Origin of the sequence: Psychrobacter sp. I-STPA10 (assembly GCF_021012795.1) — a bacterium.
Classification (GTDB): domain Bacteria; phylum Pseudomonadota; class Gammaproteobacteria; order Pseudomonadales; family Moraxellaceae; genus Psychrobacter.
This window is the reverse complement of the sequence record NZ_VFYU01000003.1, coordinates 53311-74589: the sequence shown is the minus strand read 5'-3', so window position 1 is coordinate 74589 and position 21279 is coordinate 53311. Positions and strand designations below refer to the sequence as shown.

Here is a 21279-nt window from a genome sequence, read left to right as displayed (position 1 = left end):
TGAATATTTCTTATTAATAACAATAGATTAAAAACTATTTGTCCAATCTAAATTTTGAAAAAAAATATTTTTTTATTTGTAACAAAAACAGTAAAACTCACTTTTATGACCCACTTTATCTATAAATAATTTACTTATCTGCTCAAATATATTTAATCAATAAGTGATATATTCCTAAACTACTATCTATATTTGTATTTATTCAGTTTACTTAAAGAATCTCACATACAGTCAAGAAAGCGAATGTATCATATATTATAGTCACTACTTTTATAAAGCATCTATATGATTAACTATGACTAACACCAGAAGAAACGACTAACGACAGCGTATAATAGAAGTTAACCTTATCAAAATAGAACCCTATATAACCTTCAGATATACCACTCAATTAAACAAACAAATAAAAGAGACAACTATTTTATGGCACATGAACACATAAAAATACGCGGTGCACGCACCCATAATCTCAAAAACATCAGTCTTGATATTCCCCGTGATAAGTTTGTCGTCATCACCGGGCTATCAGGATCAGGCAAATCCTCACTGGCATTTGATACGTTGTATGCCGAAGGGCAACGCCGCTATGTCGAAAGCCTGTCGGCGTATGCGCGCCAGTTTTTATCACAGATGGATAAGCCCGAAGTTGATAGCATCGAAGGCTTGTCTCCTGCCATTGCCATTGAGCAAAAATCCACCAACCATAACCCCCGCTCGACAGTCGGGACAATTACCGAGATTTATGACTATCTCAGGTTATTGTATGCACGTGTGGGTACGCCCTACTGTCCTATACATGGCGAACCAATGGTGGCACAGACCATCACTGAGATGGTCGATGACATCATGACGCTGCCAGAAGGCACGAAACTAATGATACTTGCGCCTGTGGTACGCGAGCGTAAAGGTGAACATATCGTCTTACTTGAGCAGCTTGTTGCACAAGGTTTCATACGGGTGCGAGTCGATGGTAATGTCTATGATATGGATGAATTGCCTGCCCTAGAGAAGAACAAAAAGCACAGCATCGAAGTGGTGGTTGACCGCTTTAAGGTACGAGATGATTTGGGCAATCGGGTTGCCGAAAGTTTAGAAACGGCATTACGACTCGGCAATGACCTTGCCATCTTGCATTATATGGATGGCAATCCCAATCCTGATGCCTCATCAGTGAATGAAGACGTCAATAGCGATGATCAAATACTATCTGCCAAACACAGCTGCCCTGTGTGTGACCGAGCGGTGTCAGAGCTAGAGCCTCGCCTGTTTAGTTTTAACAATCCTTATGGCGCATGTCCATCCTGTGATGGTCTGGGTAAACGTCAGTATTTTTCTGCTGAAAAACTGATTACCCATCCCGATAAGTCGCTCAATCAAGGAGCGATTAATGGCTGGGACAAACGTCATGCCTATTATTTTGGGCTATTGACCACTGTCTGCAACCATTTTGATATTGATATGGATGCGCCATGGAAAGATTTGGATAAAAAACATAAAGACATTATTTTGCAAGGTTCAGGCAAAGAAAAGCTATTATTTCACTTTACCGATGAGCGTGGGCGTAAAACCAAAAAGACCACGGCTTTTGAAGGGGTGTTGCCCTATTTAGAGCGTCGCTATGCTAAGACTCAAAGTAACTTAGTACGAGATGAATTGGCAAAATATCTGGCGGACACCACCTGTAATGTATGTGATGGCGCAAGACTTAATGAGATTGCCCGCAATGTACGCGTAGATGGACGCAATATTGCTGAAATTGTGCGGCTATCAATCGGTGATGCGGCGGACTATTATGCCAGTCTTAAAATGGACGGGGCAAAAGGAGAAGTTGCTGCCAAAATCTTTAAAGAGATTAATGAGCGGTTGACCTTTTTGGTAAGTGTTGGCTTAGATTATCTCACTCTTGCGCGCTCGGCAGAAACGCTGTCAGGTGGTGAGGCACAACGTATTCGCCTTGCCAGCCAAATTGGCGCAGGCTTAATGGGGGTCATGTATGTATTAGATGAGCCATCTATTGGCTTGCATCAACGGGATAATGACCGCTTATTACAAACGCTGACTCGCCTGCGTGACCTTGGTAATACGGTACTGGTGGTGGAGCATGATGAAGATGCAATCCGTCAAGCCGATCATATCATCGACATCGGTGTCGGTGCGGGTGTGCATGGTGGACGGGTGATTGCTCAAGGCTCGGCAAAAGACATTGCCAATACCAAAGAATCGCTCACTGGGCAGTATCTATCAGGTGAGAAAAAAATTGCCGTCCCCAAAGTACGCCATACCGCTAAAACTATTGATCTCAATAATCCGCCTGCCAAAGTCAGCATCATGCCAGTAGGCAAAGCCAAAGCAGCAGCTAATAAAAAAGCGGCTGCTAACCGTAAAGAGAAGCCCAAAAATATTGTGCCAATGCAAATTGAGCTAAAAGGCGCATCGGGTAATAACTTAAAAGAGGTCGATTTAACCATTCCTGTAGGGGTGATGACTTGTATCACTGGGGTATCAGGCTCAGGTAAATCTACCCTGATTAACCGTACTTTGATGCCATTGGCGGCTACTCAACTTAACAATGCGTCAACGCTCGTGCCCGATACATTTGAGAGTATATCAGGACTGGAATATCTGGATAAAATGGTTGATATTGACCAAAGCCCGATAGGACGTACACCACGCTCAAACCCTGCAACCTATACAGGGGTATTTACTCCGATTCGTGATTTGTTTGCACAGACGCAAGAGGCAAAAGCGCGCGGCTATAAGGCAGGACGTTTTAGCTTTAATGTCAAAGGCGGACGCTGTGAGACGTGTCAGGGTGATGGTTTAATCAAAGTTGAGATGCACTTTTTGCCTGATATGTATGTGCCTTGTGATAGCTGCCATGGCAAACGCTACAATCGTGAAACCCTAGAAATCCACTATAAAGGCAAAAACATTGCCGATGTGCTAGAGATGACGGTGGAAGATGCCACCGAGTTCTTCTCTGCCATTCCACCAATTCATCGCAGACTTGAGGCATTGATGGACGTGGGATTAAGCTATATTCGTTTGGGACAGTCCGCCCCTACTCTCTCTGGTGGTGAGGCTCAACGGGTAAAACTGGCACGTGAGCTGGCAAAACGTGACACAGGGCAAACGCTATATATCCTCGATGAGCCGACCACTGGCTTGCACTTCCATGATATTGCCAAACTACTCAATATCTTGCATGCGCTGCGTGATAAGGGTAATACCATTGTGGTGATTGAGCATAATTTGGATGTGATTAAGACAGCAGATTGGATTGTTGATTTAGGCCCTGAAGGTGGTAGCGGTGGCGGCATGATTATCGCTGAGGGTACGCCTGAGCAAGTAGCGGAAGTGAAAGCGTCATTTACGGGACAGTTTTTAAAGGGAATGTTGGGGTAAAAAAACCAAACAGGAATTTAAAAATGGATAATAAACTTTTTGATGACTTGCTTTCCTCTTTAAAAGAAGCAGGGGCTATCCATCGTGGTGAGCTAGAACCAAGCCGTACATTTGCCTATGAAATACCTGATGTCAAAAGTATTCGCGAAAAGACAGGCTTAACGCAAGTTGAGTTTGCTAATAAACTGCATATCAGCCCTCGTACCCTGCAAAATTGGGAGCAAGGTCACCGTAATCCGACAGGACCTGCGATGACGTTAATTAAGTTGATTGATAAAAAGCCTGATTTATTGGATTTGGCGTAGTAGCCCTTAGCATAGTAGCCTACTGTGTTATGTAGCTAATAGTAATAGGGTTAAATCTGTAGAGAGTGTCGCCTTGTGGTGCGATTTAGCCCCGATTGTAGCGGTTATCCTACTCAGCTAGGCGAGTTGCAGTGGCTAGAGTCTGAGAGAGTGTCGAGGCAACAGCAATCTATCAGCTCGTGCCACTGCCTCGCCTAGTCGGGTAGATATAAGCGAAAAGCGGGATTGGCTACCATTCCCGATTTTTGATGTTTCATGATTATACTGCAATGTTGTAATGACAGTTAACACGCCACTTTTTTGCCTGTTTTATTGATGGTAAACATAAAAATTCCTTTTAATTTAATTTATAAAAGTTTGGCACCAGTAATCAGTCTTTATTTATTTATTTACTTAATCAAACGAATATTAAATGGCACTTTAAAGTCTTGTCCTGATGAACACTTCACTGCGCCCATGATACAAAAAATAGGGTGCAAAAAACCAGATAATATGAATATTATCATAGGAATAACTGCTAATGGCGCAAAAACCATCCCTAAAATAAAGCCTAATACCATCACCGCTATCCATAAACAGAGATAGCCTATAAAAAAAGTAATTGACCAGTTTAATGCCTCTTTGGATTGCTGCTGCACATAGGCATCATCTTTTTGGGTTAAAAATAATACCAATGGTGGAATAAAACCAAAAAATAGACAGCCCAACCAGTTAATCAATGCCATATTTTTGGAGTCTTGGCTTATAACAGGGGCTGTTGTATTTTGTATTGGCATGGGTGTATTTTCTTTGCTAAGTTTGATGGCGTCATTTGTTTTATTTTCATTATTCATGTTCGTCTCTTATATCACTATGACTTTTTGTAGTTCATATTTTTTAAAAATATATCAATCTCAATCTACTGCCCTAGTACCCATTCATCATTCACTTTGTAGACTTTAAAGGCAGCTTTGTTGGTAGTGGTATTACCATTGATACTTTGGGTAATCTCTGCTGTGCAGCGATAGGTATTTTTTTCATCGGTTGAGTCACAGTTGATATCATCAACATCTTCAAGCTTTGGCATCATACTTGCCATCATATTTTTCATCATATCCCCTGCTGCACCACTTGTATTATTAGCTAGACTCTCACCCATGCTATTGGCTTGTTCATATTGGTCTTCAATCAGCTCTTCGACGGTACTCTCTGAGGGTGCGCCTGAGCAAGCGGTTAGTAAGGGAGCTGCCAATAGGATAACGCCACATAATTTAATAATTTTCATAACTTCCTCGTTTTTTTGTTGGTCCACTGCATTATTATTTTCAGATGAATCCTTTAATTAACTATCCACTAAATATAAGAATTTTAATATCTTATGTTTAAAAGGTATGATGTTAGTACTGCTAGATAATAAGAAAATAGTCCTAATATTGGCATTTAAGTTTGTCAGCTTTTAAGCAAGGTTGCAAGTAATAAAAACACCAAAACGACAATAATTGTCGTCTTGGTTTAAGGTATATAAGAACCTGTATTCACAACCCACAATGGTCGCTTTTTGCCTAAGATAGACATACTACTGCGTTAAATTTTGGATTATGAATACAGGTTCTAACAATATATTAAGACTTACGTAGTTTCATAGGTTATTAGCGTCTGGTAATCATTGTTTTTTATCAAGTGGGCTGTACGTCGTTCCAGAGGCTTCATACAAATTGCTCGCCGCTTTATTCAGACAAATATCGTACTTTTGCGTAAGTCCTATTATTTTTATGTTTGCTTTGCTGTATTATGCTGTACTTACTTAAACTATATGGCATAACCATCTCCACCATGAGCCTTATTTATGATTGAAAATATTTTAGCACCTTTGTTTATGGGGCTACTCGCCCTTTCTAATGTCATCTTAATTGTTGCCGTCATCTTTGCATTACTGGGTTATTTTGGCAAAGTAGAAAGCGATAAAGCCAAACATTATGCAATGGCTGGTAAGTTACTACTTATCTATGCGTTGATAATGCTTATCGGTCTTGGAAGCTGCTTGACATTGGTACTCGCTGGAGCTTAGCTAGAATCATCATGACCACACTTTATTTTTCAATATTGCCCATTGGTTTTGGTATCATGAGCTTGGTGGTAAGCTTGATATGCTTTGTGGGTTTTATCACTACCCATGACATTGATACCAAGCGCAAATTGTATCCTTGGTTTGCACGCTGTTTATTAGTGGCATTTATCTTATTGCCTATGGGTATATTTTTTACCGCAAAATATTTTATTTAATGCTCAAAATCAGCAGTAATCATAATAACTTTTCAATGAGAAAAAAATGAATGAGACAGGGTGGACAGGCTTTGTTTTAATTATGTCCAGTTTAGCCATTATGGTGATATTTGGCATTATCGCTGCTTTATGCCGAGCTTTTAATGTGGACAGCAAAAAAACAGATCCATTTTTTAAAGTTATTGGCATTATAAGCATTTTGATACTGTTGGTAGGTAGTGGATATTGTTATCGACTTTTTTAATTAGAAACTCTAATCCTCTTTATTAGTGTCTTTGCCATGAGTAATATCTTAGAACCATTATTTATCCTGTTACTTTTAATCAGTGCTTTATCAGTGTTGTTATTGATTATATTAAGTATTACTCTCTTCTTCATCAAAGATAAAAATAAGAAACAATGGATTAAAAAATTACTTAAAGTAACGCTATTAGTTTACATCATTACCTTCTGTATTGGTTTTGGGCTATGTACTTATAGCGTTAGTCAAATTACTTCATGGCATTAGATATTAGGAATTAACTACTTTTTATTCTCAAAAAAGGAAATCTAAATGCACACATTGAATAGCATCATTACTACTATATTCTTCCCAGTGATGCTCATCTGTGCTGCTGCTTTTTTAGTAGGACTTATTATTATTGCTATTGCTCCCAAAAAGCAAGATAAAACAGAGCATGAACAAATGCTCAAACAAGCCAAAATAATGACACTGCTCTCGGGGTTTATTTTTTGTGTTGGTTTTGGTTGGTGTATTCATGAACTCTCATTAAAGACATTGCATTAAACATGACCATTCCCTACTTTCCCCTCTCTGCCCAAACGGCACACATTGTTCATTTTATCTTTGAATGGCTGGCACTGATTGTTGGCGTACAAAGCTATCGGCTGATAAAAAAGCAGCATGTCAAAAATAACCCAAACTCACCACAACCAGCAGGTATTTTATCCAAAGACAGTTTTGTGGTTGCCATTGGTTGTATTTTGGGGGCGGGCATCGGCAATAAGTTGTTATTTTTAATCGAAGTACCACAAGCATGGGCAGAATATGGGGTAATATCACTGGCATTGGGACAGACCATTGTTGGTGGTATGATTGGTGGTCTTATCGGTATTGAGATTGCCAAAAAACTGGCGGGTATTCGCTATTCGACAGGGGATTTATTTATTGTGCCGTTTTGTTTGGGGTTAATGGTTGGGCGCATTGGCTGTTATTTGGCAGGGCTACATGATGGTACTTATGGGGTGGCAACCAGCTTACCTTGGGGTATTAATTTTGGTGATGGCATATTGCGTCATCCTACCCAGATTTATGATATGGTGTGGGCAATGGCGATGCTGATTTTCTTTTACTTTGCTTACCCTAAACTCAAAGCCGTTAGTGGGCTAAGTTTTAAGTTATTGTTTATCAGCTATATGCTGTGGCGATTGCTGGTTGATGGCATCAAACCTGTACCCTATACTTATTGGCTTGGTTTATCAGGGATACAATGGGCTTGTTTGCTGGCAGTGATCTGTTATTTACCTTTTGTGTGGCGAGATATCAGGCGTTTAATGTGGTTAAAAAAACAACCACAGTAAAATAGATGGGACAGCTTCTTTTTAAAAAATGCTTTTGTAAGTACAGCAAATAAGGGCAACATCAGTAGTTGTTTAGCAATTTATTAACTATAGATAATAAATTTTGTCTGCCCATCAAACTTCTAACCAAAATGAACGTGAAAGTTTGGATTAACCCATGACTCAATCTATCAACTATCTACTCATCGGTGAGCTTGCCAAGCAAGCAAATACCACCAAAGATACCATTCGTCATTATAATGAATTGGGCTTGTTAAAATCGCGCAAACGCCAAGCAGGGTCACGTTTTTATACTGAGTTTCATCCGCAATGTATTGAGCGTATCCGAGTCATCAAAATAGGTCAAAATTTGGGCTATACGTTATCGCAAATTGCCCTGTATTTAGATGACCACTTTAATAATCAAATCAGCATTGAGCAACGACTCAAAAATATCCATGAACGCTTAGAGCAAGCCAAAGAGCAACAACGCCATATTGAAATGGTCATTAATACCTTAACCAATTATATTCATGTATTACAAGAGCTTAAATCCTCTGATTTGGATATAAGTGAGCAAAGAGAATATCTATCTAAGATGCAAAAAGAGTATCTCACCAAGTTAAATCCATCCTCTACAAATGACCCAGCCAGCAACTAAACAACACCTCTAAACATATCAGTCAAGCCAATCCGCCGTCTAACACAAACGCTCACTATGACGGTAACAATGAATGGTAATAAGGATAGCTAATGTCACGCAAAAATCGCCCTTATGAGTTTTATGACACCACAAGCTCAGTCTGTAGCACCTGTCTGTATCCTGTGGAAGCCAAAATCATCTTTAAAAACAACCATGTGTATATGGATAAATGGTGTCCTGTGCATGGCAATGAACGGGTACTGATGATGGACGATGTGGACTATTATCGCTCCTGCCGAGAGGTGTATGTCAAACGCCCTGAGATGCCCAAAACTTTTAGTACTCCGATGCAATACGGTTGTCCCTATGATTGCGGTTTGTGTCCTGACCACATGCAACACTCATGCTTAACCATCGTTGAGATTACCGATGTGTGCAATCTTGATTGTCCTGTGTGCTTTGCTGACTCGGGCATGAGTCGTGAAGTGAATCTGCCGCACCTATCCTATAAGCATAAGTCGCTAGCAACCGTCAAAGCGATGTTAGATACGGTGGTCGCCTGTGAGGGTGAGCCTGATGTGGTGCAACTCTCTGGTGGTGAGCCAACTTTGCACCCTGAGCTATTTGCAATTTTGGATTATATCCAAACCTTGCCCATTCGCCATGTGATGATTAATACCAATGGTATCCGCTTGGCAAAAGAGCCTGAGTTTGTCACACTCCTTGCTGACTATGCCTATCGGCTAAAGAACCAAAATACAGCTAAAGTGCAAGGCTTAGAGATTTATCTGCAATTTGACTCGCTTGATGATGCTCATATTAAGGTGCTACGTGGGGCAAATCTTGCCCGCATTCATCAGCAAGCCCTAACCAATTTGGAAACCCATAATCTATCCACTACCCTCGTGGCGACGATTAAAAAAGGGCTCAATGATGGCGAGATGGGTCGTATCATTGAGCATGGTTTAAGTTATCGCTGTGTACGTGGGGTCAGCTTTCAGCCGTTATCAGAATCAGGACGCATTGGGCTAGATGATGCCTTGCTTGATGCCAGTAAACAACGCCTAACCATCTCACAGATGCGTCGGCAAATTGCGGAGCAGTCAGCGGTATTTACCTTAGATGACATTGTGCCTGTGCCCTGTAACCCTGATACGCTGGCGATGGGTTATGCGTTAAAGACGCATAATAATCATGACGTAAATAACACAAGCAAACCAACCGTTTCCCCTACTGTTGAAGTTACCCCCCTCACCCGTTATTTGACCCCTGATGTGATTATGAATGGCGGTGGCAATACCATCTTATTTGAGCAAAATCCTGATGTGCAAGCACAAGCCAAAAATCAGCTGATTAAAGTGCTCAGTACCAATCACTCACCTGAGTCACAAGCAGACTGTTTATCCGAATTGCTGTGCTGTCTACCCAAAATTGATGCCCCGCATTTGAGCTATGATAATGTGTTTCGGGTGATGATTGTGCAGTTTATGGATGCACAAAATCTGGACATTCGGGCGTTAAAAAAATCCTGTATTCACTTTGCTCAGCCTGATGGCAAAATGATACCGTTTGAGAGTTTTAATATTTTTTATCGGGATGATAAAGTAGAAAAACTGGCACAAATACGCAAGACGTTAGAAGCACAGTTTATGGCTCGCAGGACAGCCGTCGATAAAGTGGAAGATACGGTAATAGGTGCTGATAGCAAACTGACTAATGATAAGTCGATTGCGGTGATTTCGGTTTAGGCAACTGAAGCAAACAGATGAAACTCATAAATGGCGAAACAGCATAATAGGCTAAATAACTGATAGTAAAAAGATAAATCAGTTAGGTTGCTGCTGAGACATGTTAAAATAACAACTACTTTTATTAATACAAACGGACATAACCATGCAAAATCGCTTTACCCAAAACGCCATCATTACCATGATAGTTATCACATTTGCACTCACTGGCTGTTCAACAACAGGTGTCAATAATAATGCAGCGAATAATGGCATCAATACTGCCAGCAATATTGGTATGAATATATTTAAAGTAGCCATTGATAACAAATGCCGTAGCGAGTTGTCTCAGCATAAAGCATGGCGTATTGCACGTATGGCAATGACACAAAATCAAGAAAATGTATTACAAAACAAAATTTGTGGTTGTGTCAGTGAGCAAGCACCTCAGCACATTACTTTTAATGACATGGCCCAAGCCATCATAGACTCAGAATATCGGACAAAATTGGCTACCAAAGTGGTGGTCAAGTCATTACAAAGTTGTTATGGTAGCTTTATGCAGTAATATTTGTGTTAACATTTAATGACACTAAAAAAGAAGCGTCATCAAATAGATAACGCTTCTTTTGGTACACTGCTATATTGCTAATGACACAAATTACTCAGCATTTATATTGATTTTTTTGGTGCATCTATTACTAAAGGTGCTGTTGATGGCAAAACAATTTCATCATGAAAATATCTAGATTTCTTCTCAATAATATCATTCACATCATCGACCAAATCTGAGATAACATCATCATACAACCCATGACTCAACTCTCTTTCAAATGCGGTAAATGGGTGTTTGCGAGCGGCTGAGCGAACATCTGTTATATCATGTTTGCTATAAAAAATATCAACTCTACCATCACTATTTAACACACAAATTAACCGACCACCATCGATGTCTAACTCTATGCGTTCTGGCATAAAAATATAATCATCGACATCAAGCAATTCCTTTTCTACACTTCGTTTTAATAATGATTTAATATCAAACATAATTTTGTTCCTATTATCTATAAATTATTTATTTACTGATGATTGTACTATCTTACAAATACTTAGATAACAATCCAACATTTAAGCCACCAAATACATACAACACAAATTTTATGCAAATAAATACTCAACTTAACTGAATACGATTGGATTGGGTTTAGTAAGCATATACTATTAACAGACAACTTCCCAGTAGCAAGCGTTAAACAACCCTATTCCATGATGAATTGTTTAACTCATCCTCAAATTATATCCAACCTTGTCGACGAAAAGATTTTAAGACAGCAATAAATACTGCCATTTCATCAGCTGTGCCAAGAGTCAAGCGACTAAAACCTTCAATGGGTGGAAATTCACGACCAACAACGATGTTATTTTCACGCATTTTTTTGATATAAGTGGCGACCTCACCTTTGATTTCATGAAAAATAAAATTGGCTTGTGAAGGTAGATAACGCAGCTCAAGCTCGTCTAAAACCTCTTCAATCATTTGTCGAGATTGGTTAGTGGTACGCAAACTCCGCTCTAAATACTCTTGATCCTCTAGGGTAGCTAACGCTGCCACTGCCCCTGACAAATTGGTATTGTCTATCGACATAAATGCTTCAAGCGAAGCTATGGTCTGTGGGCTTGCAATGGCATATCCCAGACGCATACCTGCTAGGGCACATAATTTTGAAAAAGTACGCACGACAATCAGATTATTGGACAAGTCCTGACGCACCCACTCAATACCACTTTCAAAGCTGGGGGCAGTGACATATTCAGCGTACGCCTCATCCAATAAAAAATAATGGTTTTCTGGCGAACATGCCACCCAGTTTTTTAATGCAACAGTATCAGCAATGGTCGCTGTTGGGTTATTGGGGTTACAGAGGTAAAATAAGCTGATACCATCAAAATCATCAGCCACTTTTTGCAAATTCTGTAAGTCCAAATCATAATTTTCAGGCATCAGTGGTACTTTAACCACTGGTACGCCAAGTCTGACAGCATACAATTCTGCATAAGCAAATGTCGGATGAGGCACGACTACTTGAAACCGCTTGCCTGTATTTAAGGCTTTATTTAGCAGCATTTGTACAACAGTACGAATATTTTCACTTGAGCCATCGCCTAATGAAATCTGATTTTCTGCCACACTATTGATACTGGCAATTTTGCTAATTAATTGCGCTCGCTGATCATCAGGATAGCGAAAGCCAATATCTAAGGTATTTATGATGGCTTGTCTGGCGGAATCTGCCATGCCAAGGGAGTTTTCGTTAGAGTTTAACTCTAGTAATTGATTGATTTGCAAAACGGTCCATACACCTAGTTATTAAAGGGAAAATTTTTACCATATTAATTTGCATTGACTGATATTACAAGTGGTCTGGCATATCTTAGATGTATGGACATGATTTGCACAGCACTTGTAGGATGGGTTAGTCACTGTGTAACATGGCTATTGATATGATTGTTATAATTTTGGTGGATTAAGCCGCCACTTACCTATCCTACCGTTATCAGAGTTTTCATTTTTTTATGCTTTACTATTAAATTTATAAATTCACGCTTTATTGGTTATAGTCTCTCTCTAATTTTTCTTACATTTTTATTCATTTGCTGTCTTACAATATTTCTATAAACCCATTGTTTGAATGGATTTAATTTTTGTTGATACTGTTTATAAAATTCATCAGGGGTAGCAAACAATCCAAAATCTTGATTTATTCCCTTGTCTTGAATATACGTATCATTTAAATTCCAGTCGATATTTGGGTTTTTAAAATTATCTGTATAAGCGCCAAAACCACAAAAAGTTGTTTTACAGTCAGCAAACTTATTTTGTAGAGCGACCAAATATTTTTTATCAAGAATAACACCTTCTAAACTATACCATCTGCCATCTATATTAACTTCAACCCAGCTATGTAAAATATTTTTTGGTGAAAATTGATACCAAATTCCACTAATCGCTCCTTTTTGTAGTGCTTTATCTATTGTAAATCCATGCAACCTATTTTTAATGCCAACACCTCGCAGCAATGCCATCAATAAAGTTGATTTGGTATTACATTGTCCATAACCATCTTCCAAAACTTTTGAAGCTGAAATATTATCGTTGGTGTTATATCCAAATTCAATTTCGTCTCTTACAAAGTTATAAATGGACTTCACTTTTTCAACATCATTTAACTGATCCCACCCCCTATCTTTAATCAAATTCTGAATATTATGGTGAGAATAATCTAAGATCTTGGTTTCCTGTAGTAATTTATCCATCTTCTTGTAATCCTTTTTATCATATTTTTTTGATTCTAAAATTAAAATATTCAATTACTATAAAATAACTTATTCTAATAACTATATTTTATTAATTTTAAGGCATGTCAGCAACTACATAACATATTTATTGCTATAATTAACATAATTTCAGTGGGTTATACCTTACTAACCCACCCTACTGTCAATTTAATACAAACTTAATACTTGCTACAATGGCTTATCAATAAAAAAATAAGAGGTTAATTATGGCTATCTTAGAAGAGTTTTATCGTGAATTTGAAACACTGCCTGAGAGTATGCAAGCCGATGTCATGCAATATGTTAATTTTTTGTAGTATCAATTAAAAAATAACCAAAAAAAGACAGCTTAATAGAGCAACTAACACAATCTTATACTAATAAGCAACAGCGTCTATTTAAGTTAATGACTCAAACCGCAGAACGGGGAACAGCATTTTCTGAAGTAGACGTGTTGGATTGGCAAACACAACAGCGTCAAGATAAACCATTGGTATTATGTGAGTAGTCATAAACAATACTGTTGCCAATAGTCACAGTCGTTATCTGCCCGTCTCTCTTGTATGGTTTTGGCGTGTTTGCTATTGCCATAGAATTTGCGCGGATTGCCACACATCCAGCAAGAACATCTGGCAGGGGTAATGATATGTTGGTGAATGGGGACGATTTGGGCAGTTTCACCAGTGGTAGTATAGGTTAAATGGCTATGATAATTACGGTCGTATTTACGTTTGTGTTTTAGGCGTTGTAGATGGTGACGGCGTAAGGATTTGGGTTTCATAAATTATATCCCATTAATAAACCAGTATTTATATAATGTGCTAACAACTATATAACACATCTATTGCTATAATTAATATCATTGTGGTAGTTTACGCTTTGTTAACCTATCCTACTGCAACTAAGATAACTACTATTACCATTCCACAAGATAATTTAGTAAATACGTTCTCTGAGCGAACAAAAATTAGATAAGGATTTATTATGTATTACGTTTATTTATGGGATAGAAGTAGATATTGTCCTGATAATATGAGAATTATTAAAGAGTACAAAATTGATAAAGCACTTGCAGAATCTTTCTTTATATTAGACTCTGCGACTTATCCAATTCTATCTGAACTTAGTTATGTTGATTTTGATCTATATTTCGGAGATTTATTATATGAGTTAAAGCAAGATCTAAATAATTATTTGACCTCGGAAAATAAATTTCATAGTGAAGTAGAGAAAATAATATCATTTGTAGATGAAGCGATAAATACAGAAAAATCTATTTTATTTGATCCATTTCGAATGGATAATTAAATTTGTAAAAGGTATTTCGCGGTCTATAGAGAAATAGCAAACTTAGACAACCAATAATAGGGTATCCTTCCCAAAGAAAAATAACCATGAGTAAAAAATTTAACCGCTATAGTATAGAATTTAAAAATTTGTAGGACAAGCCAGCAACTGCGCAACATATCTATTGCTATGATTGATATCATTGTGGTAGTTTACGCTTTACTAACTACATCTTACTGTCATCTAATTGATAAGTTGATTGTGATATATTCGGCTTAAATGTCGTTTTATTAACTTATAAAAATATATCTAACCATGTCTCATACCATGTTAAGAAATCTGCCTGTTCAGCAAAATCAGGACAAATATTATAATCAAATGGAGCATAAATCACTTTACCATAATATGAGCCTGAAACGATTAATGCATAACAACTACCACATCCTTCTGTAGCAATACAAATCAGTCCAGAATAATACTCAACCATTCTTTTTTCATGTATTACATCTTGAGTTGTATAGTCTTGGTCTGCTAAGTCTTCAACAAAAATATAGGGAATAATTTCTTGACTCCACAGCTCTTGATTAAAGGTTGAATTGAGTTTTGATGGTACTTTTAAACAATTCAATCCATTGTCAATATAAGTATCCAAATGTGTGCCGAGTGGATAGATACCATAACCCACCCCTGCACCACCATTACCCATATAATGTAAAAATGCGCCATATTCGCTGGGTAAACTAATGCCTGCTTGTTGTTCAAACGCACGAAGGGTTTCTAAAGATACTGGTGGATTTAGCTTAAAGCCATGTTTCTGATAGGTAGATTTCAGAATCTGCATCAAGTTCTTTTGACTATATTTATCACTACTAAAAGAATAGTCATGGTCATTAATCTTTTGTCTAATTATCGTAAGTTTGCTTTTTAGTCGCTCTATCTGTGGCAAATGTTGTTGATAGTCCATAGCTGTCATTCCCTGTATAACTATCTCTTAACTCAGGCTTAATAAATCGTTGAGCGTTGGTGTGGCAAGGCTTTTTAGCCCCGATTGTAGCGGTTAGCCTACTCGGCTAGGCGAGTTGCGTGGCTAGAGTCTGAGAGAGTATCGAGGCAACAGCAATCTATCAGCTCGTGCCACTGCCTCGCCTAGTCGGGTAGATATGAGCGGAAAGCGGGATTAGCTACTTAGAACCTGTATTCACAACCCACAATGGTCGCTTTTTGCCTAAGATAGACGTACTACTGCGTTAAATTTTGGATTAAATAGAATGACTATTCGCCCCAAAACTTGCCTTGTATTACGCCATTTTAGTCTAAAAATCCCCTGATTTTGGATTATGAATACAGGTTCTTAAAATAGAGACTTAGAAAATAAAAAACTTAGAAAAAGAAAAACCCATCACTGCACTATATATTCTTTTAATTCCAATACTTTATCACGTACTTTTGCCGCCTCTTCAAATTTTAAATCGCGGGATAGCTGTTTCATTTCTTTTTCTAGGCGGTTGATTTCTTTGGCAAGTAAATCAGGGCTACGCAAGATTTCGATATCAACATCAGGTAAGCCACTGCTACTGGGGATAGACTGGTTGTCGTTTAATTCGTCCTCAACTTCACCTGTGTCAATCTTATCGGTGATACTGCGTCTTGCCGAGGTGGGGGTGATGTTATGCTCTAGGTTAAAGGCGATTTGTTTTTCGCGGCGACGGTCGGTTTCTTCGATGGCTTTTTCCATGCTTGGGGTGATGCGGTCAGCATAGAGAATGGCTTTACCGTTGATATGGCGGGCGGCTCGTCCGATGGTCTGAATCAATGAACGCTCTGAACGTAAAAAGCCTTCTTTATCAGCATCAAAGATAGCAACCAGTGACACTTCGGGCATGTCCAAGCCTTCACGCAATAGGTTAATGCCGACCAATACGTCATGTACGCCTGTCCGCAGTTCGTGAATGATTTGCATACGCTCAACAGTGTCGATGTCTGAGTGTAGGTAGGCGACTTTGATGTCGTATTCTTTTAGGTAGCTGGTCAAGTCCTCTGCCATGCGTTTGGTCAAGGTGGTGATAAGCACCCGCTCGTCCAGCTCTCGACGTTTGGTAATCTCGGATAATACGTCATCGACTTGGGTAAGAACGGGACGGATTTCGATTTCAGGGTCGATGAGTCCTGTGGGTCGCACCACTTGTTCGACCACTTGCTCGCTTTGCTCAAGCTCGTATTGGGCAGGAGTGGCGGTGACAAAGATGGTGGCAGGGCGAATACGTTCCCATTCTTCAAATTTCATTGGGCGGTTGTCGATGGCACTGGGCAGGCGAAAGCCATAATTAATCAGGTTTTCTTTGCGTGAGCGGTCGCCTTTATACATCGCTCCGATTTGCGGTACGGTGACATGCGATTCGTCAATAAATAATAGGGCGTCTGGTGGAATATAGTCAAAAAGTGTGGGTGGTGCTTCGCCAGCAGGACGCCCTGAGAGGTGGCGAGAGTAGTTTTCAATGCCGTTACAGTAACCAAGCTGTTGTATCATCTCAAGGTCATATTGGGTACGCTCTTTGATACGTTGAGCCTCGATAAGTTTGTTATTGTCTCGAAAATATTCCAGACGCTCTTCTAGCTCATCTCGAATGGTATGACTGGCAGCCTCTAGGCGTTCTCGGGGGGTGACATAGTGCGATTTTGGATAGATGGTAATGCGTGGCACACTACGCACATTTTTACCAGTGAGTGGGTCAAACCATGTGATTTTTTCAATCTCATCGTCAAACATGCTGATACGAACGGCAAGCTGTTCTGATTCAGCAGGATAGATGTCGAGTAGCTCACCACGTAAGCGGTATGTACCACGTCCAAAGTCCAGCTCGTTACGGATATATTGTAACTCCACCAGTCGCTTTATCATTGCGGTGCGGTCAACTCTATCACCAACTACGATATGCAGTAGCATTTTTAGGTAGCTTTCAGGGTCGCCCAAACCATAAATGGAGGACACTGAGGCAACGATAATGGCATCACGACGCTCTAGCAATGCCCTTGTGGCAGACAGTCGCATTTGGTCGATGTGGTCGTTAATGGCACTGTCTTTTTCGATAAAGGTATCACTGGCAGCAACGTAAGCCTCGGGCTGATAGTAGTCATAATAGCTGACAAAGTATTCCACCGCATTGTTGGGAAAAAAGGCTTTAAATTCACCATAAAGCTGGGCGGCTAAGGTTTTGTTGTGTGCCATGATGATGGTGGGGCGTTGGCATTGGCTAATGACTTTTGCCATGGTGTAGGTTTTGCCTGAGCCTGTCACCCCAAGCAATAGCTGATTGTCCATACCTGCCTCAACACCATGCACCAGCTTTTCGATGGCTTGCGGTTGGTCGCCTGCGGGGGAAAAATCGGTGACCATCTCAAAGGCTCGGCTCGCAATTTGTGTACCTGAGGCATTGACACCAGTAATTTCGGCTTCGTTTTGTAATTGGCTGGCAAGTTGGTTTAATTGACGAGAGGAACGGGGTTCGGGCATACGCATAATATGTTTGTCTTTTTTAGGAGTTTTCAGCTATATTGGGATTATTTTCATTAAATCAAACCATAGATACAGTTATGTTTAGAGAATTTTTTACACAATTATTTACATTGCAAAGCTTAAATGCATTAATAATAAGTATTATTGCAATGACAATCCCCAAAATATATAACACTGTTACTAACTGGCTTAAATCTATGCCTAGTAACTTCAAGAAACTATTGAGATTTTACAAACTTAGATATTTAAGAAAAATTAGAAAAAATCGTAATAATCCATATAAAATAAATTATGAAATAGCTAAAGCACAAAATAGATTTTGGCTTTTTATTTTTATGGGGCTTATACAGGTCATATTAATGATTCTAATTAAAGATTTTCCTAAACTATCAAGCCTTATGATTTACATATATCTATTACCAACACTTATTTTAGAAATTATATGGTTAAACCAAGATAGCTATGTTAAGGATTTAATCAAATATAGCAAAACTTAGAAATATTATATACAATAAAAAATCAGGACAACCTATGCCCCACCTAGTCACCAGTCGTGAACGTGTCTCCGATAATAAAACCAGTCTTTTTAACCTTTCATGGACAGTATTTAGCGCATGGATTTATAAAATTGGCGGGATACTATTTGTTTTAGGCAGTGTGCTGTTTTTTCCTATATTTAGTCACTATCAGGATATTGGCGTTTGGCTGTTTATTATTGGCTCAATCTTGTATTTGATTGTCACTGGTCATGATTTACTAGAAACCCAAGCCTATTGGCGATTGCACCCAACCCATAGCAAAGCGGATATCATCGAAAAAGTGGCTAATATTAATTATGTATTTGGTAGTGTGTTATTTACCGTTGGTAGCGTTTGTTTTTTATCACAGATAGATGATGCTATTTTTGGGTCATGGTGCTTTATTATTGGGTCGATTTTATTTGTGATTGGTGGTTGTGCCAATTTGTTACAACTGCCCTCTGCCCCATCTTTTACTTATTTGCAGTTATTTAATTTTACTTTGGTAACCTTTATTGTTGGTTCGGCATTGTTTATTTTTGCTACCATTCCTTATTTACAACATTATAAAATGCCGATTGACCAAACACAGATTGATAATTTGTCTGCGTTGATGTTTACCATTGGCAGTTTGTTATTTTGGCTCGGTGGGGTGATGATTTTTTGGCGACAATCTTTGCAAAATAAACTCAGCGACCAAACCCACCCCAGCCGTTTTGGACATAATTTTATTTTAGCGGTACAACAAGAGATTATGAGTGAACAGCAGGGTAAAAAGTAGAAAGATGAGTTTATGAATCACGACTTTAGACAGTCCTTTGTTATATCAGAATTTATTAGAAATGGTTATTTTGATTTTGTACAAACGGATATAGCACACCTTGGTGACTATTGTGATGAAATGTTTTGTGATAAACACCTTCCCTCACCACAATCAGTCATCTATTATTTTTATTATTCTGGCTATCGTATTTGTATAATTGACAACATTACAGACAATAATATTTATCAACAGATTGAAATTTATAGTACAGAAAAAGTTAAAGATAATACATTAAAAAATTTGCTATTTTTTTCAAATTTTATCAACAACCTTGATGGTTATTTTATTAAATATATTGATGTCTTGATTAAAATTGAAATTCAAAATATTTACCAAGATAAAAATGAAATCGTGGTCATATTAGAAAATGGGGCAATGCTATATTATAATAAAGTCAGTTATAATACAGCCAGTCAACAATCTAGTGACGACTTTATTTTAAGCAAAATGATTGAATATCATCAGCCATCTGAAGAGTTACTCAAAACATGCTGGCAAGACGTAACAAATAAATATCTCACTGTATAACCCAAACAACCTAAACAACCTAAACAACCCAGAGTAAATCGACCCTATGGATATATTTCTCGCCATTATTTGGATATTGGCAATGGTGCTATATAGCTTTTCTAGCGATTATGCCCTCACCTTTCCACAGCACAAAAATAAAGCCCTACCCTTTATCCGTTGGGGCTCATTATTGATGGCTATGGGGCTATCAGCTTATCTGGCATCTGCTTATCAACAGCACCTACAAGGCAATGGACTGTGGGTATTTGTCATTGTCGTTTTTGTGGTGATTATCACCGCCAAGTTGATTTTTAAATGGGTGATTAGACGTCGGCATAGGTCGGCATAGTTAAGTTAAGACAGTTAATCAGCACAGTTAGCTGATTAACAGTTCCGCCCAATAACTGATGCTCAATAACGCTAATAAATATATGCAACTTACGATCTAGTCAACGAAGTCTAAAACAGATACAAGGCGACCGAGTGAAGATAGTACGGTTGTACAGCAAACGAGGGCAACACCGTAGCTGTTTAGTAGTTCGTTGACTATAGATATCCTGCGATTCCCTGCTCACTGATGATACTACTGGGATAGTCATCGAACTTATTTATATCCTCACCCGTCCATGCTGCACACAACCGCATGACATCGTCTTCATCAGGCAAATTGATGGTGGCTGTAGTATTTGCATGGGTATTTGAGTCAATTTTTTCCTCTTCAGCAAACATGGTATCAACCGCTTGCTCATTATCTAACCCAGATAAGTTGAGTAGGTTTAATTTAGCCTCTTCTACCGTTTGCTCTCCTTCATTATGATAGACCACCCCATCGGCATAACTAAAATAACGTATCGTGTTACCTGATTTAACTTGTCGCCACGCCACTGCACCACAAACCCGATAACTGGCAAAGGCATAATAATCCAAATCTACCGTTGGCAAGACATCTTCTAATAAATCCAAATGTTCAGACACACTGCTAATAATATAGATCCAACCATCAACGGCAGGAGTAATAAAAACTCGGCAACGCCTATCTTGTAGTGAGAAATCATAGGCATGACTCACACCGTCATTCCATGACATTGGCTGTTGTTGCTGTATATTAATGGCATTGGCAAGCCCATCTAAGCTGATATCCTTCGCAACCAACTCTGCCTCTTTTAGCATATACCAGTTTATTTTATAGCCAAAGCCTTTGAGCCACTGCTTTGACTCTACATTTATCCACTGCTCAAGCTCTGCTTGGGTGCGCATATTGCCTTGCTTGTCAACAAAACCAGATGACTGTTTATCTGCATTGGAATGCCATATTTTGTTCATTAATTTGGTTAAAATTTTCATCTTTGTCTCTTTTTAAACAAATATAGATATGCCATAAACCCTATG

The 21279-nt window shown here is 38.8% G+C and carries 24 protein-coding genes; 15 read left to right on the top strand and 9 right to left on the bottom strand.

What is annotated here, in order from left to right:
• Window positions 1-423: 423 nt before the first annotated feature.
• Together uvrA and nadS are read left to right on the top strand one after the other, a co-directional pair.
• Complete coding sequence (gene uvrA, locus FHK89_RS01500; RefSeq protein WP_230655934.1) at window positions 424-3405, top strand: excinuclease ABC subunit UvrA; 2982 nt, start codon at window positions 424-426, stop codon at window positions 3403-3405.
• A 23-nt stretch (window positions 3406-3428) separates the two neighbouring features.
• Window positions 3429-3710, top strand: a complete 282-nt coding sequence (gene nadS, locus FHK89_RS01495; RefSeq protein ID WP_230655933.1) for a NadS family protein — start codon at window positions 3429-3431, stop codon at window positions 3708-3710.
• 389 nt (window positions 3711-4099) lie between these two features.
• On the opposite strand, the gene FHK89_RS01490 is transcribed toward nadS, so the two are convergent.
• Together FHK89_RS01490 and FHK89_RS01485 are read right to left on the bottom strand one after the other, a co-directional pair.
• Window positions 4100-4543, bottom strand: a complete 444-nt coding sequence (locus tag FHK89_RS01490) for a DUF4870 domain-containing protein (protein WP_230655932.1) — start codon at window positions 4541-4543, stop codon at window positions 4100-4102.
• A 65-nt stretch (window positions 4544-4608) separates the two neighbouring features.
• Window positions 4609-4974, bottom strand: coding sequence for a hypothetical protein (locus tag FHK89_RS01485; RefSeq protein WP_230655931.1), 366 nt, complete (start codon window positions 4972-4974; stop codon window positions 4609-4611).
• A gap of 561 nt (window positions 4975-5535) precedes the next feature.
• Here FHK89_RS01485 and FHK89_RS01480 point away from each other — a divergent pair.
• From FHK89_RS01480 to FHK89_RS01445, 8 genes are all read left to right on the top strand, one after another.
• Window positions 5536-5757, top strand: a complete 222-nt coding sequence (locus tag FHK89_RS01480; RefSeq protein ID WP_230655930.1) for a hypothetical protein — start codon at window positions 5536-5538, stop codon at window positions 5755-5757.
• Between the two features lie 11 nt (window positions 5758-5768).
• Window positions 5769-5972, top strand: coding sequence for a hypothetical protein (locus FHK89_RS01475; RefSeq protein ID WP_230655929.1), 204 nt, complete (start codon window positions 5769-5771; stop codon window positions 5970-5972).
• Between the two features lie 46 nt (window positions 5973-6018).
• Window positions 6019-6216 carry a hypothetical protein gene (locus FHK89_RS01470; protein ID WP_230655928.1) on the top strand — a complete coding sequence of 66 codons (198 nt, stop codon included), beginning with the start codon at window positions 6019-6021 and terminating at the stop codon, window positions 6214-6216.
• Window positions 6217-6525: 309 nt separating this feature from the next.
• Window positions 6526-6759, top strand: coding sequence for a hypothetical protein (locus FHK89_RS01465; protein WP_230655927.1), 234 nt, complete (start codon window positions 6526-6528; stop codon window positions 6757-6759).
• Window positions 6760-6761: 2 nt separating this feature from the next.
• Window positions 6762-7553 carry a prolipoprotein diacylglyceryl transferase gene (locus FHK89_RS01460; RefSeq protein WP_230655926.1) on the top strand — a complete coding sequence of 264 codons (792 nt, stop codon included), beginning with the start codon at window positions 6762-6764 and terminating at the stop codon, window positions 7551-7553.
• Between the two features lie 157 nt (window positions 7554-7710).
• A complete protein-coding gene (locus FHK89_RS01455; protein WP_230655925.1) occupies window positions 7711-8193 on the top strand; it encodes a helix-turn-helix domain-containing protein in 483 nt (160 codons plus the stop codon).
• 92 nt (window positions 8194-8285) lie between these two features.
• Window positions 8286-9923 (top strand): radical SAM protein, encoded by a 1638-nt coding sequence (locus FHK89_RS01450; RefSeq protein WP_230655924.1) that lies wholly within the window; start codon window positions 8286-8288, stop codon window positions 9921-9923.
• A 145-nt stretch (window positions 9924-10068) separates the two neighbouring features.
• Entirely contained in the window at window positions 10069-10470 is a 402-nt protein-coding gene (locus FHK89_RS01445) for a hypothetical protein (RefSeq protein WP_230655923.1), read from the top strand.
• Between the two features lie 104 nt (window positions 10471-10574).
• Here FHK89_RS01445 and FHK89_RS01440 read toward each other — a convergent pair whose 3' ends face one another.
• The 4 genes from FHK89_RS01440 to FHK89_RS01425 all read right to left on the bottom strand — a co-directional run bounded on the left by FHK89_RS01440 (window position 10575) and on the right by FHK89_RS01425 (window position 14019).
• Window positions 10575-10949: a hypothetical protein gene (locus tag FHK89_RS01440; protein ID WP_230655922.1), complete on the bottom strand. Its 375-nt coding sequence runs from the start codon at window positions 10947-10949 to the stop codon at window positions 10575-10577.
• Window positions 10950-11196: 247 nt separating this feature from the next.
• Window positions 11197-12249: a pyridoxal phosphate-dependent aminotransferase gene (locus tag FHK89_RS01435; protein ID WP_230655921.1), complete on the bottom strand. Its 1053-nt coding sequence runs from the start codon at window positions 12247-12249 to the stop codon at window positions 11197-11199.
• 266 nt (window positions 12250-12515) lie between these two features.
• Entirely contained in the window at window positions 12516-13217 is a 702-nt protein-coding gene (locus tag FHK89_RS01430; protein WP_230655920.1) for a transglutaminase-like domain-containing protein, read from the bottom strand.
• A gap of 529 nt (window positions 13218-13746) precedes the next feature.
• A complete protein-coding gene (locus tag FHK89_RS01425; protein ID WP_230655919.1) occupies window positions 13747-14019 on the bottom strand; it encodes a hypothetical protein in 273 nt (90 codons plus the stop codon).
• A 203-nt stretch (window positions 14020-14222) separates the two neighbouring features.
• Between FHK89_RS01425 and FHK89_RS01420 the strand changes: the two genes are divergently transcribed.
• Window positions 14223-14546, top strand: coding sequence for a hypothetical protein (locus FHK89_RS01420; RefSeq protein WP_230655918.1), 324 nt, complete (start codon window positions 14223-14225; stop codon window positions 14544-14546).
• A gap of 274 nt (window positions 14547-14820) precedes the next feature.
• On the opposite strand, the gene FHK89_RS01415 is transcribed toward FHK89_RS01420, so the two are convergent.
• Complete coding sequence (locus FHK89_RS01415) at window positions 14821-15489, bottom strand: SMI1/KNR4 family protein (RefSeq protein WP_230655917.1); 669 nt, start codon at window positions 15487-15489, stop codon at window positions 14821-14823.
• A gap of 435 nt (window positions 15490-15924) precedes the next feature.
• A complete protein-coding gene (gene uvrB / locus FHK89_RS01410) occupies window positions 15925-18042 on the bottom strand; it encodes an excinuclease ABC subunit UvrB (protein WP_230655916.1) in 2118 nt (705 codons plus the stop codon).
• Between the two features lie 35 nt (window positions 18043-18077).
• Here uvrB and FHK89_RS01405 point away from each other — a divergent pair, with 35 nt between their 5' ends.
• The 4 genes from FHK89_RS01405 to FHK89_RS01390 are packed head-to-tail and all read left to right on the top strand — an operon-like array spanning window position 18078 to window position 20239.
• Window positions 18078-18536: a hypothetical protein gene (locus FHK89_RS01405; protein ID WP_230655915.1), complete on the top strand. Its 459-nt coding sequence runs from the start codon at window positions 18078-18080 to the stop codon at window positions 18534-18536.
• A 34-nt stretch (window positions 18537-18570) separates the two neighbouring features.
• Window positions 18571-19338 carry a YrhK family protein gene (locus tag FHK89_RS01400; protein ID WP_230655914.1) on the top strand — a complete coding sequence of 256 codons (768 nt, stop codon included), beginning with the start codon at window positions 18571-18573 and terminating at the stop codon, window positions 19336-19338.
• Window positions 19339-19350: 12 nt separating this feature from the next.
• Window positions 19351-19908, top strand: coding sequence for a hypothetical protein (locus FHK89_RS01395; RefSeq protein ID WP_230655913.1), 558 nt, complete (start codon window positions 19351-19353; stop codon window positions 19906-19908).
• A 46-nt stretch (window positions 19909-19954) separates the two neighbouring features.
• A complete protein-coding gene (locus FHK89_RS01390) occupies window positions 19955-20239 on the top strand; it encodes a hypothetical protein (protein WP_230655912.1) in 285 nt (94 codons plus the stop codon).
• A 197-nt stretch (window positions 20240-20436) separates the two neighbouring features.
• Here FHK89_RS01390 and FHK89_RS01385 read toward each other — a convergent pair whose 3' ends face one another.
• Complete coding sequence (locus tag FHK89_RS01385) at window positions 20437-21234, bottom strand: hypothetical protein (protein WP_230655911.1); 798 nt, start codon at window positions 21232-21234, stop codon at window positions 20437-20439.
• Between the last annotated feature and the right edge of the window lie 45 nt (window positions 21235-21279).